Source organism: Streptomyces sp. NPDC054961, from assembly GCF_053609145.1.
The window spans coordinates 258,300-270,991 of the sequence record NZ_JBSGWY010000003.1 but is presented as its reverse complement, the minus strand read 5'-3'; the positions used below and the strand labels follow the sequence as shown (position 1 = coordinate 270,991).

Below are 12,692 nucleotides of genomic sequence, written 5' to 3'. Positions count from 1 at the left end.
TAGGCGGCTTGTATGAGAGGTTTCTGAGAATGCGCGCGGGCGGCCGCCGACGCCCCGTCCCGGATCGGCGAGGGGACCGGGGACGGGCGCGGTGGCGGCGGGAGTTGGGGCGCCGGTTGCGCCGGCTACGCCGGCCGGGGCGCGTCCCACTCGTGGGCGAGGACCGACCAAATCTCGGTGTCCTGGCGCCGGCCCCGGTAGAGGTCGTTCCCCCGCATGACGCCCTCGCGGGTCATGCCGAGCCGTTCGGCGGCGGCGATGCTCTTCTTGTTGCCGGAGGCCACGTGCCACTCGACGCGGTGCATGCCGCGCTCCCGGAACGCCCAGTCGATGATGATCCGGCAGGCCTTGGTCACCAGGCCCCGGCCGGCCATGGAGGGCTCCAGCCAGCAGCCGGCCTCACAGGTGCCGCCGGCGGTGTCGAAGGTGCGGAAGAGGACGCCGCCGACGAGGACGCCGTCCACGCGGATGCCGTAGAGCCGCCCGGTGTCGGTGGCCGCCTTCTGCGCGTAGAGCGCCAGGTAGGACCGCGCCCCGTCGAGGTCGGCGACCACGTCCGGCAGTCCGACGTACTGGCCGATGAACTCCCGGCCGCGGTCCATGTGGGCCAGGAGTTCCTCGGCGTGCCGGATCTCCAGCGGGAACAGCTGGGCGCCTTCGGCGATGTCTATCGAGAACATGCGGGCTTGTCCTTGGGTTTCGGGCGGCGGTTCGCCGGCTCACCGGGATGCTGTGGCGGGCTCGGTGCCGTCCTCGCTCGTGGCGGCCGCGGCGCCGGTCCGCTGTGTCGGAAGTGTCGCACGGGGCCCGTTTGCAGGGGGTTCGATGCTGATGCGCGGCAGCCGGCGGTCCAGCCAGGCCGGCAGCCACCAGTTGGCGCCGCCGAGCAGGTGCATCAGGGCCGGGACGAGGAGGGTGCGCAGGACGAAGGCGTCCAGGGCGACGGCCGCGGCGAGCGCGATGCCGAACATGGCGATGATCCGGTCGCCGCTGAGCACGAAGGCCAGGAAGACGGAGATCATGATGACGGCCGCCGAATTGATCACCCGGCTGGTCTCGGCGAGGCCGACGCGGACGGCCCGCCGGTTGTCCCCGGTCTCCAGCCACTCCTCGTACATCCGGCTGACGAGGAAGACCTGGTAGTCCATCGACAGTCCGAAGAGGACCGAGACCATGATCACCGGCAGGAAGGGCTCGATCGGTCCGGCGCTGCCCAGGCCCATCCGCTCACTGCCCCAGCCCCACTGGAAGATCGCGACGACGACTCCGAAGGAGGAGGCGACGGCGGCGACGTTCATGGCGGCGGCCTTGAGCGGGATGCCGAGGGAGCGGAAGGCCAGCAGCAGGAGCACGCACCCGAGCGCGATGACCACCCCGACGAAGAGCGGCAGTTTGCCGATGATGACCCGGGCGAAGTCGTCGTAGCCCGCGGTCACGCCGCCGACGTGGACCCGCAGGGACGAGCCGTGCTCGGCGCGCGGGATGACGTCCTCCCGCAGCGTGTCGACGAGCTCGCTCGTGGCCCGGGACTGCGGCGACGAGTCGGGTACGACGGTGATGACGGCGGTGTCCGCGCTGCGGTTGAGGACGGCCGGTCCGGCGGAGGCGACGCCCGGGGTCGTGCGGAGCGAGGCCGCGAGGCGGTCCACGGCGATCCGGTCGCCGGCTCCGTCGAGGCGGGCGACCACCGTCAGCGGGCCGTTCGTGCCGGGGCCGAACCCCTCCGCGAGCAGGTCGTAGGCCTTGCGGGTGGTGGACGTGGCCGGGTTGTTGCCCTGGTCGGAGGTGCCGAGGTGGAGGGAGAGCGTGGGCAGCGCCAGCACCACCATGACCACCGTGGCGAGCAGGCCGAGCAGCTTCGGCCGCCGCTCCACGAAGGCCGACCAGCGGGCGGCGAAGCCCGTGACGCTCTCGCCCCTCGGACCCTCGGCCGCCAGCCTGCGGCGCTCGCGGCGCGAGAGTGCGCGCGCGGCGATGTACGAGAGGAGGGCGGGCAGCAGGGTCACCGAGGCGGCGACCGTCAGGACGACGGTGAGGGAGGCGGCGATCGCGACGCCGTCGAGGAAGTCCAGCCGGAGCACGAGCATGCCGAGCAGGGCGATGCAGACGGTGGCCCCCGCGAAGACCACGGCCCGGCCGGTGGTGGCGACGGCGCTCTCGGCCGCCTCCTCGACCGACAGTCCGCGCTGGAGTCCCTTGCGGTGCCGGGTGACGATGAACAGCGCGTAGTCGATGCCGACGCCGAGGCCCACGAGGGTGCCGAGCATCGGAGCGAAGTCGGCCACCGGCATCGCGTGCCCGAGCAGGGTGATGCCGAAATAGGCGGTGCCCACGCTGACGAGGGCGGTCGCGATGGGCAGCAGGCTCGCGGCGAGCGAGCCGAAGGCCAGGAAGAGCACGAGGGCGGCGATGGCCACGCCGATCACCTCGGCACGGTGCGCTCCGGGGGCCTCGGTGAGGGCGACGGCCCGGCCGCCGAGCTCGACGTGGAGGCCGTCGGCCTGGGTCGTCGGGTTCTTCGCGGCCTCGACCACGGACTTCGCCTGGGCCTTGGGGACCGAGTCGGCCTGCTGGTCGAAGGTGATCACGGCGTAGGCCGTGCGCCCGTCGGGGCTGATCCGAGCCGCGCTCTCGGGGCCGGAGCCGTAGGGGCCGGAGACCGATCCGACGCCGGGCAGCGCGGCTATCGCGTCGAGCGCCCGCGTCATGCGGTCCTCGACGGCGGGGGTACGGACGCTCTGGTGGTCCGGGGTCCGCCACACGACGGTGTCGGCGTCGCCGCCCTGGCCGTGGAAGCCCTCGCGGAGCAGGGCGTGCGCCTTGCTCGACTCGGTGCCGGGGACCTCGTAGTCGTTGGAGAACGCCGCTCCGGCGCCGACGGCCGCCGCGGCGGTCCCGCCGAGCGCGAGGAGCCAGAGCAGGACGGTCACGAGTCGGTGCCGCATGCACCATCGTGCGATTGCTGCCAACGGACGAGCTCCCTGGTGGTTCGGATCTTTACCGGGGAACGGCCCGTCGCAAAGAACGCTGGAACGCCGGACGCCGTGGTCCGGCCGCGCCGGGACCCGTGGTCCATACCTTCAGGATCTCAGCGTTCCTTGATCGTCGGCGGCCTTCGTGGGCATCGTCACAGGCCCTGGAAGAGGGTACGGGACCAGGTACCCGGCCTCGTACGGACCTTGGTCATCCGGGGGCTCCGGCCGGCGGCTCGTCGGCCCGGTATCCGGGGAGGGAGGGCCAGCGGACGGTGAGCACCACCGCGTCCTCCTCCGCGTACCAGGAGTGGTCCACGCCGCGTCCCCACACGACGTAGTCCCCCTGCTCGGCGAGCACCACGCTCCGGCCGGGGAACTCCAGCCGGAAGCGCCCGCTGATGAGGACCTGCAGGGCCGTGCGCTCCTCGCCGCGCACCCACTGGGTCCGCGCGTCGCCCTTGGGGTGGACGCCCCATTTGATCTCCACGTCCTCGCTGTGGCGGGGATCGCCGGGCTCCTTGAAGTGCCCGAGCAGCCAGCCCCGGTCGACGGCCGCGTCGGGCGCGGCCTTGCCGGTGTAGACCTGGGGGGCGGGGGTCGCGCGGGTGGGGCTGCTCGTGGGGTCGTTCACGGGGCGAGGCTAATGCAGTTGTCGGGGCGTCCCGCGCCTGGTCAGCTGGCCGGATGACGATGAACCCTGATGACCTGCTGACGTTGCGCGCCGAGTTCGACACGCAGATGCGCCGCGAAGCGCAGCCCGACACCGCCGACGCGCGCGTGGAGCGGGCGGGTGCGGTCGTGCGCCAGATCGTGCCGGGAACCGGCGGGGCCATGGTTCTCTGGTCCGGGCTCGACGAACGCACGGCGGACGCGGCGATCGCGGAGCAGGTGGCCTTCTTCACGGAGCTGGCGGCCCAGGGGGAGGTCCCGGACGCGGAGTTCGAGTGGAAGCTCTACGACTACGACCGCCCGGCCGACCTCGGGGACCGGCTGCGCGCGGCCGGCTTCGTGGCGGAGCCGGCCGAGACCCTGCTGATCGGGCGGACCGCGGACCTGGCGCGCGGGACGGTGCGACCGCCGGAGGGCATCACCCTGCGGGTGGTGACCGACGAGGAGGGTGTCGACCTGATGATGGAGGCCCACCGCCGCGCCTTCGGCAGGGAGCGCCCGCACCTCCGGCAGCTGATGCTGAACCTGCTGGCGGAGGAGCCCGACACGATCGAGGCGGTCGTCGCGATGGCGGGCGACACCCCGGTGAGCGCCGCCCGGATGGAGATGCGCCCCGGCACCTCCTTCGCCGGCCTGTGGGGCGGCGGCACGGACCCGCGGTGGCGCGGCCGGGGCATCTACCGCCTCCTGGTCGCCCACCGCGCCCGCGTGGCGGCGGAGCGGGGCATCCCCTACCTCCAGGTCGACGCCTCGGACGACAGCCGGCCGATCCTGGAGCGGCTGGGCTTCGAGGTGCTGGGGGTCACGGTGCCGTGGGTGTGGAAGGGGTAGGGCGGAGCGGGGCCGGACCGACGGCCTTCAGCCGGCCGGCGCGTGGCGGCGCGGGCAGCACGGGCGTCGCGGCGCGGGCGTCGCGGCGCGGGCGGGCAGCGCGGGCGTCGCGCCGCGGGCGGGCAGCACGGGCGTCGCGCCGCGGGCAGCGCCGGCGTGTCGCGCCGCGGGAGGTCTGCCCGCCCGGGGACGGGAGGGCGGGCGCAGATGAGGCGAACGGCTTCCGCCCCGCGGAGCATCGGGGCAAGATCGCACCCATGGCAGCGACAGAACCCACCCACCGCATCGGGCCGCCCCTCACCGCGGGCGAGCGCGAGATGCTCCGCGCCCACCTCGACTACCACCGCGCCACCCTCGCCTGGAAGTGCGACGGGCTCACCGACGAGGAGCTGCGCCGCCGGGCGTCCCCGCCCTCCACGCTCTCCCTGCTGGGGCTGGTCCGGCACATGGCGGAGGTCGAACGGCACTGGTTCCGCCGCACCGTGGGCGGGGCCGACGTCCCGCACCTGTGGTCGGACGAGCGCGACTTCCAGGCCGCCTACGACGCCTCGGGCTCGACCCGCGCCGAGGCCTTCGCGGCCTGGGAGGCGGAGGTGGAGCACGCGCGGGCGGTCGAGGCGGCCGCCGAGTCCCTCGACGTGACGACGTACGTCGTGAAGTGGGAGGGGGACGCCTCGCTCCGCATGCTCATGCTGCACATGATCCACGAGTACGCCCGCCACAACGGCCACGCCGACTTCCTCCGCGAGGCCATCGACGGCACCACGGGCGCGTGACCCCTGCCCGTGACCCCCGCCCATGACCCCTGCCCGTGACCCCGCCCGCGGCTCAGCCCGCCGACGCGCTCACGGCCGCGCCCCCGCCCCCCACCGGCCCTCAGGGCCGCCAGTAGCCCAGGGCGTTGACGCGTTGCTTCGGGACCGACAGGTCCTTGCGGAGCCAGGTGGCCAGGGTGCGGGTGGTGGCCGTGTCGCAGGCCAGCCAGACGTAGGCCGAACCCGGTTCGCCGAGCAGGTCCGGGAGTTCGGCGCGGACCCGCTCGGCCAGGGCCTCGCCCCCGCCCGCGCCCCGCTCGACCCGGCGGACCTCGTGGCGCTCCGCGTGCACCCGTAGCGGGAGGTCGGCGTCCGACGCGTGCTGCGTCTCGAACCAGACCGTCGCGGCGGTGTCGGGGAAGGAGTCCAGCAGGGAGTTGACGGCGGGCAGCGACGCCGGGTCGCCGATCACCAGCAGCCGGGCCGGCGCCGGGTCCGGGGCCGCGAAGCCCGTGCCCTGCACGGTCGCCTCGATGGTGTCGCCCGGCTCCGCGCGCCGGGCCCAGTCGCTCGCGACCCCGTCGTGCAGCGCGAACTCCAGCGCGAAGGTGCCGGCGGCCGGGTCCGGGTCGACCAGGGTGTACGCGCGCTGGTGCGGCTTGCCGTCGGCGGCCGCGAACCAGAGCCGGACCCACATCGTCGGGTGGAGCGACTGCGCCGCGGCCGCGAGCAGCCCGCCGTCCGTCATCCGGACCCGGCGGAAGTGCTCGGTGACCTGCTCCGCCCCCACCACCGTGAAGGTGAAGTCCTTGGCCCGCAGGAGCTTGAGGACGACCCCCTCCCAGCCCTTGGCCGTCTTCACTGCCCCGCTCGCGACGCTCATCGCACGTCCACCTTCCCCTTATAGTTAGGCCAGCCTAACCTAAATGCACTTGGGGAAGAGTGTGAGCCTAGTGAGCAGTACGGACGACGACGCATACGAGGACGACGAGAACTACGCGCTCTACCGGGACGCTTGGGGCATTCCTCACCTCCAGGCCCCGGACCCGCTCCGGCTCTCGTACGCCCAGGGCCGCACCACCGCCTTCGACCGCGCCTGGCAGCTGGAGGTCGAGCGCCTGCGCGCCGAGGGCGCGAGCGCTTCCCTCCTCGGCCCCGACTCCGTCGCCTGGGACCGCTTCGCCCGCCAGAGCCGCCTCGCCGACACCGCCCGCCGCTGCTACGCGGAGCTCGACCCGGAGACCGCCGCCTGGGTCGGGGCCTACGTCGCCGGAGTCAACGACGGGCTCGCCTCCGGCGCCGCCCGCGACGAACGGTTCGGGCACGCCCCCGAGCCGTGGGAGCCCTGGGTCCCGCTCGCCGTCTGGATCTCCACGCACATCCTGTTCGCCGGCTTCGCCACCAAGCTGTGGCGCGAGCGCGTGGCCCGCGTCCTCGGCGACGAGGCCGTCACCCTGTTCGCCACCGACGGCCCCGGCACCGCCGGCAGCAACGGCTGGCTGGTCCCGGGCGACCGCACCTCCACGGGCGCGGCCATCATCGCGGGTGACCCCCACCGGTTCATCGAGGACCCCGGCGTCTACCAGCAGATTCGTATCGCCTGCCCCGACTACGACGTCCTCGGACTCGCCGTTCCCGGCGTCCCCGGCCTCGCCCACTTCGGGCACACCGGCGGCGTCGCCTGGGCCATCACCAACGCCATGGCCGACTACCAGGACCTGTACGAGGAGCGGTTGCGGACCCTGGAGGACGGCCGGATCGAGGCGCTCGGCCCCGACGGCGCCTGGGAGCCGGTCGCCCGGCACACCGAGACCATCACCGTCGCCGGAGCCGGCCCCGTCGAGGTCGAGGTGCTGGAGACCGCGCGCGGCCCCGTGATCATCCGCGCGGACGACACGGACGACGCGGACGCCACGGACGGCGCGGATCCCGCGAACGCGACGGGCACCTCGGGCACTTCGAACGCGGCGGGCGCGGCGGGCGCCTCGGGCACCGACCGCGGCCCCGCCCCGGCTCCCGGCGGCCGGACCCTCTCGCTGCGCTACCCGCCCCGCGTCCGCCGCGACCTCGGCTTCGCCGCCCTCCCCGCCCTCCTGCGCGCCCGCACCGTCGCCGACGTCGACGCCGCCCTCGACGGCTGGGCCGAGCCCGTGAACGTGGTCCACGCCGCCGACACCGAGGGCGGCCTGCTGCACCGCGTCGCCGGAGCCGTCCCGCTGCGCGATCCCGCCAACCGGCTGCGCCCCGTCCCCGCCCGGGACGCCCGGCACGCCTGGCAGGGCTGGGCCGACACCCCGGCCGAGCCCGTCCAGGGCTTCGCCGTCATGGCGAACGCGCGCGGGATCGCCTCCCCGCTCGGCGTGGAGTTCGCGCCCCCGCACCGCGCCAACCGCATCCGTGAGCTGCTCTCCGGCTCGACGGACTGGTCCGCGAAGGACATGGCCGAGGTGCACGCGGACACCCACCTCGCGTCCGCCGCGCCGCTGCTCGCCCTGCTGCCCGCGCTCGAGGGCCTCTCCGCCGCCGCCGACGCGCTGCGGACCCGGCTGCTCGGCTGGGACCGGCGCATGGACGCCGGGAGCACCGACGCCACCGTCTTCTCGGCCTTCCGGGCGGCGACCGTACGCCGCTTCGCCGCCGACCCGGTCTTCGCGGGCCTCGCGGACGCCCCGGACGGCCCGGAGGTGTTCCACCCCTGGCTGTACCTGCTCCCCCGCGTCGGCTACGCCCTGGAGGGTCTGCTCGGCACCACGCTGCTGCCCGGACTCGACCGGGCCGCGCACGTCCGGGCCGCCCTGGAGGACACGGCCGCCGACACCCCCGACGCCCCCTGGTCGCAGGTGCACCGGCTGGCCCCCTGGTCGGCCCTGCCGGATCGGGACACCGTGTGGCCGGGCCTCGGCGGTGACCACGACTGCGTCAACGCCACCTCCACCGTGCCCGGTTACACCGACCTCGCCGCCCGCGCGTCGGCGGCCCGGTTCGTCTGGGACCTGGCCCGCCGGGAGGACAGCCTCTGGGCGGTCCCGCTCGGCGCGGACGGGGTCACCACCGCCCCCCACCACCACGACCAGCTCCCGCTCTGGGCGCGGTGCGCACTCGTCCCGGTCGTCACCGACTGGTCCCGCCTCACCAAGGAATCCGCATGACCACCTCGCCGAACACCCGCCGACCGGTCCACACCCACCTCGTGGAGGGCTTCGGCACCGTCACCCTCACGCCCGTCGACCCCGCCGCCGACTCCGCCCTCATCCACGGCTGGGTCACCCAGGAACGGGCCGCCTTCTGGGGCATGGCCGGAGCCGACCGGGCGCTGGTCGAGGAGATCTACGCGGACGTGGACGCCCGCACCACCCACCACGCGTACCTGGCGCGTCGCGACGGGGAGCCCGTCGCCCTGTTCCAGACGTACGACTGCGCGCAGGACCGCGTCAGCGAGTGCTACGAGGTCCGGCCCGGGGACATCGGCGTGCACCTGCTGATCGGCCCCGGCCCCGGCGTCGCCGAACAGGGCTTCACCGCGGCCCTGCTGACCGCCTTCATGGCGTACGTCGTGTCCGACCCCTCGGTCCGCCGCGTCGTCGCCGAACCGGACGCGCGCAACGGCAAGGCCATAGCCCGCCTCCAGCGCACCGGCTTCGCCCTCGGCCCGGAGGTCGAGCTCCCGGAGATCGACCTCCCCGAGGTCTACCTCCCGGCCAAGCAGGCCCGCCTGCTCCTGCTCGACGTGTCGGGGGCCCTGCCGACGCTCCGGTGATCCGCGCGCCGCCGTGAGCACCACATTCGTCGCCGTCCCCGCTTGACCATCCCCTCCCGCGCCGGGAAGCTGATCTCCACTCATATCAATGGCGCTGGGGGGAAATTGACCAGCCAGAATCTGCACATCGGCCCTGACGCGGCAGCCGACCGTTACCGGTTGCTCCGGGCCATCGGGCGCGGCGGGGAGGCCGTGCTCTATCTCGCGGAGATCGAACTCGCGGGCGGGGCCGAGCCGGTCGTCGTGAAGGTGCTCGACTCCAAGACCACGATCACACCGGACGTGTTCGACCGCATCAGCCAGAAGTGGAACGAGCAGGCGGAGCTGCTGCGCTTCGTCCACCGGCCCGGGGTCGTGGGCGTACGGGAGCACTTCGAGGGACCGCCGATCCACCGGCCCGGCGAATCCGGGACGCTGACCGGGCGTGCCCTCGTCCTGGTCATGAACCACGTCGACGGGCTGGACCTGCGGGACTGGCGGGCCGAGCGGACGCTCGCCACGGCCGCCGAGCGGCGCGAGGTGATGCGCACGCTGGAGCAGCTGGCCGACGTACTGGACTGGCTGCACTCGGGGAAGGCCACCCCGTCCGGCCGCCAGGTGATCCACGGCGACCTGTCCCCCGGCAACGTCATGGTCGACGCCCACGGGCAGGCCACGCTGGTGGACTTCGGCCTCAGCAAGCTGACCGCCGACCACCAGACCGCGGAGGTCTGGTTCACCCAGGGGTACGCGGCTCCCGAGGTGTTCGACGGCAAGCGGACGCCGGGGACGGACCGGTACGCCTTCGGGGCCCTGGCCTACTTCCTGCTCAGCGGGGAGTCGCCGCCCGCGACCCCGGAGCTGCTGGCACAGGCCCTCACCAGGCTGCCGCAGATCGCCGTGCTGGACGCGGAACAGCGGGCGCGGATCGCCTCCATCTACGCCTCCGACCCGCTGAAGCGGCCGGTGAACCTGGCGGGCTGGATGAAGGACGTCCGGCGCGCGGTGGTGTCCACGACCACGTCCACCTCGCAGCGGGTGGCCCACGACGCGGTCCCGGCCGTGCCCGCGTTCCCGCCTCCGTCCGCGCCCCCGGTCTCGCCGCCGCTCACGCCTCCCGCCGCCGTCCCGCCGAGGCCGGTGGCCGCGCCCCAGCAGCAGCCGGCACCGCCCACGGCTGCCCCGGCGCCCCCGCAGCAGCCGGTGTACACGCCGCCACCGGCCCAGCCGGCCCAGCCCGTGTACGCCGCCCCGCCGCCGGCCCAGCCGGCCCAGCCCGTGTACGCCGCCCCGCCGCCGGCCCAGCCGGCCCAGCCCGTGTACGCGGCCCCGCCGGCCGCCGAGCCCGTGCACACCCCGCCACCGGTGCGGGCGAGCGTGCCGCAAGGGTACGGTCCCGCGCCCGCGGCCGTGTCCCCCACGGAGCCGCTGCCCCCGCCGCCGCGCAAGAAGCGGCGGACCGGGCTGGTGCTCGGGGCGGTGCTCGCGGTGCTCGTGGTGGGCGTCGGCGCGGTGCTCGGCGTCAAGCTCCTCGGGGACAAGGAGGAGGCGCACGGCGCGAACACGGCGAGCGGCGGGGACAAGGCCTCCTCGTCCTCGCCGTCCGGGAGCCCGACTCCCACGCCGACGCCCAGCCCGTCCGCCTCCGCGTCGGCGTCCGCCTCCGGAGGACCGACGGCGCAGCCCACCGCGACGGGTTCCCAGCCCCCCTCCGGGGTGGCGCCGGGAGTGAAGGCGGCGGACCTGACCGTGATGGCCCCCGTGAAGGACCTGGGCGGGTTCGAGATCGGACCGGCCAAGATCAACACCAAGCAGTACGGTGCCGCGTTCATCCAGGAGCGCAGCTGCGACTTCGACGCGTACACGGAGTTCGACCTCAACCGCGAGTGGAAGAGCCTGGAGTTCACCGCGGGGATCGACGACGGCTCGCAGCACGAGAAGGGCCGGGTCAGCGTCTCGCTCGACGGCCAGCCCGCGGCCTTCTCCGAGCTCGTGGAGCTGGGCAAGCCGATCACCCACACGGTGGACGTGAGCGGCGCCCTGCGGCTCCGCATCAAGGTGGACAAGGGCTGCGACAACGGGACGGTCGTCATCGCCGCTCCCCAGCTCAAGCGTTAGGCCGTCCCTTTCGGATCCGGCCCCGACGCACGGCGGCCCCGCACCGGAGATCCGGTGCGGGGCCGCCGCGTGCGTACGGTACGGCTCTACTCGGAGACGCCCAGGCGCTCCAGGATGAGTTCCTTGACCCGCGCCGCGTCGGCCTGGCCGCGGGTGGTCTTCATGACCGCTCCGACCAGCGCGCCGACGGCGGCGATCTTCCCGCCGCGGATCTTGTCGGCGATGCCCGCGTTGCCCGCGATGGCCTCGTCCACGGCCGCGCCGAGCGCGCCCTCGTCCGAGACGACCTTCAGGCCGCGCTTCTCGACGACCTCGTCCGGGGTGCCCTCGCCGGCGAGGACGCCTTCGAGGACCTGGCGGGCCAGCTTGTCGTTGAGCTCGCCAGCCGCGACCAGGGCCGCGACGCGCGCGACCTGGACGGGGGTGACGGGCAGTTCGTCGACGACGACGCCCTGCTCGTTGGCGTTGCGCGCCAGCTCGCCCATCCACCACTTGCGGGCGGCGGCCGAGTCGGCGCCGGCCTCGATGGTGGCGACGATGGAGTCCACCGCACCGGCGTTCAGGATCGACTGCATGTCGTGCTCGGTGACGCCCCACTCCTGGAGGAGGCGGTTGCGGCGCACGCGCGGCATCTCCGGCAGACCGGCGCGCAGCTCCTCGACCCAGGTGCGGGACGGGGCGATCGGGACCAGGTCGGGCTCCGGGAAGTACCGGTAGTCCTCGGCGTTGTCCTTGATGCGGCCGGACGTCGTGGAGCCGTCCTCCTCGTGGAAGTGCCGGGTCTCCTGCACGATCGAGCCGCCGGAGGAGAGCACCGCCGCGTGGCGCTGGATCTCGAAGCGGGCGGCGCGCTCGACGGAGCGCAGCGAGTTGACGTTCTTCGTCTCGCTGCGGGTGCCGAGCTCGGACTCGGGGGTCGGGCGCAGCGACAGGTTGACGTCGCAGCGCATCTGGCCCTTGTCCATGCGGGCCTCGGAGACGCCGAGCGCCTTGATGACCTCGCGCAGTTCGGCGACGTACGCCTTGGCGACCTCGGGAGCCCGTACGCCCGCGCCCTCGATGGGCTTGGTGACGATCTCGATGAGGGGGATGCCGGCGCGGTTGTAGTCCAGCAGCGAGTGGGACGCGCCGTGGATGCGGCCGGTGGCGCCGCCGACGTGCAGCGACTTGCCGGTGTCCTCCTCCATGTGGGCGCGCTCGATCTCCACGCGGAAGACCTCGCCGTCCTCCAGCTGCACGTCGAGGAAGCCGTTGAAGGCGATCGGCTCGTCGTACTGGGAGGTCTGGAAGTTCTTCGGCATGTCCGGATAGAAGTAGTTCTTCCGGGCGAAGCGGCACCATTCGGCGATCTCGCAGTTCAGCGCGAGACCGATCTTGATGGCGGACTCGATGCCGATCGCGTTGACGACCGGCAGCGCGCCCGGCAGACCGAGGCAGACCGGGCAGGTCTGCGTGTTGGGCTCGGCGCCCAGCTCGGTCGAGCAGCCGCAGAACATCTTGGTCTTCGTGCCGAGTTCGACATGGACCTCGAGGCCCATGACGGGGTCGTACGACGCGAGGGCGTCCTCGTACGACAGCAGTTCGATGGCAGTCACAGTGGAAATTCCC

General features: G+C 73.8%; 10 protein-coding genes. 5 read left to right on the top strand and 5 right to left on the bottom strand.

Translation table 11 applies throughout. The features are described 5' to 3' along the window. Positions 1-125: 125 nt before the first annotated feature. The 3 genes from ACWF9Z_RS05340 to ACWF9Z_RS05330 form a co-directional block, all read right to left on the bottom strand. Positions 126-680, bottom strand: a complete 555-nt coding sequence (locus ACWF9Z_RS05340) for a GNAT family N-acetyltransferase (protein WP_453597665.1) — start codon at positions 678-680, stop codon at positions 126-128. A gap of 39 nt (positions 681-719) precedes the next feature. Next, a complete protein-coding gene (locus ACWF9Z_RS05335; RefSeq protein WP_453597663.1) occupies positions 720-2,969 on the bottom strand; it encodes an MMPL family transporter in 2,250 nt (749 codons plus the stop codon). Positions 2,970-3,183: 214 nt separating this feature from the next. After that, positions 3,184-3,606: a signal peptidase I gene (locus tag ACWF9Z_RS05330; protein ID WP_453597661.1), complete on the bottom strand. Its 423-nt coding sequence runs from the start codon at positions 3,604-3,606 to the stop codon at positions 3,184-3,186. Positions 3,607-3,665: 59 nt separating this feature from the next. Here ACWF9Z_RS05330 and ACWF9Z_RS05325 point away from each other — a divergent pair, with 59 nt between their 5' ends. Together ACWF9Z_RS05325 and ACWF9Z_RS05320 are read left to right on the top strand one after the other, a co-directional pair. After that, entirely contained in the window at positions 3,666-4,475 is an 810-nt protein-coding gene (locus tag ACWF9Z_RS05325) for a GNAT family N-acetyltransferase (protein ID WP_453597842.1), read from the top strand. Between the two features lie 257 nt (positions 4,476-4,732). Further along, on the top strand, positions 4,733-5,251 hold the full coding sequence (locus ACWF9Z_RS05320) for a DinB family protein (protein WP_453597659.1): 519 nt from the start codon (positions 4,733-4,735) through the stop codon (positions 5,249-5,251). 100 nt (positions 5,252-5,351) lie between these two features. Here the strand turns inward: ACWF9Z_RS05320 and ACWF9Z_RS05315 are convergent, their stop codons facing one another. Continuing rightward, a complete protein-coding gene (locus ACWF9Z_RS05315; RefSeq protein WP_453597657.1) occupies positions 5,352-6,113 on the bottom strand; it encodes a siderophore-interacting protein in 762 nt (253 codons plus the stop codon). 70 nt (positions 6,114-6,183) lie between these two features. On the opposite strand from ACWF9Z_RS05315, the gene ACWF9Z_RS05310 reads away from it, so the two are divergent. The 3 genes from ACWF9Z_RS05310 (at position 6,184) to ACWF9Z_RS05300 (ending at position 11,084) form a co-directional block, all read left to right on the top strand. Then, positions 6,184-8,379, top strand: coding sequence for a penicillin acylase family protein (locus ACWF9Z_RS05310; protein WP_453597655.1), 2,196 nt, complete (start codon positions 6,184-6,186; stop codon positions 8,377-8,379). Then, positions 8,376-8,987, top strand: coding sequence for a GNAT family N-acetyltransferase (locus ACWF9Z_RS05305; RefSeq protein ID WP_453597653.1), 612 nt, complete (start codon positions 8,376-8,378; stop codon positions 8,985-8,987). Before ACWF9Z_RS05310 ends, ACWF9Z_RS05305 begins: the two co-directional genes overlap by 4 nt. Before the next feature lie 105 nt (positions 8,988-9,092). Continuing rightward, entirely contained in the window at positions 9,093-11,084 is a 1,992-nt protein-coding gene (locus ACWF9Z_RS05300) for a protein kinase domain-containing protein (protein WP_453597651.1), read from the top strand. Positions 11,085-11,170: 86 nt separating this feature from the next. Here the strand turns inward: ACWF9Z_RS05300 and gatB are convergent, their stop codons facing one another. Further along, a complete protein-coding gene (gene gatB / locus ACWF9Z_RS05295) occupies positions 11,171-12,679 on the bottom strand; it encodes an Asp-tRNA(Asn)/Glu-tRNA(Gln) amidotransferase subunit GatB (RefSeq protein ID WP_453597649.1) in 1,509 nt (502 codons plus the stop codon). Between the last annotated feature and the right edge of the window lie 13 nt (positions 12,680-12,692).

What these genes read in the sequence shown, in the direction of transcription:
- ACWF9Z_RS05340 (WP_453597665.1), bottom strand. Translation starts at nt 680, where the DNA reads ATGTTCTCGATAGACATCGCCGAAGGCGCCCAGCTGTTCCCGCTGGAG.
- ACWF9Z_RS05325 (WP_453597842.1), top strand. Translation starts at nt 3,666, where the DNA reads ATGAACCCTGATGACCTGCTGACGTTGCGCGCCGAGTTCGACACGCAG.
- ACWF9Z_RS05320 (WP_453597659.1), top strand. Translation starts at nt 4,733, where the DNA reads ATGGCAGCGACAGAACCCACCCACCGCATCGGGCCGCCCCTCACCGCG.
- ACWF9Z_RS05315 (WP_453597657.1), bottom strand. Translation starts at nt 6,113, where the DNA reads ATGAGCGTCGCGAGCGGGGCAGTGAAGACGGCCAAGGGCTGGGAGGGG.
- ACWF9Z_RS05305 (WP_453597653.1), top strand. Translation starts at nt 8,376, where the DNA reads ATGACCACCTCGCCGAACACCCGCCGACCGGTCCACACCCACCTCGTG.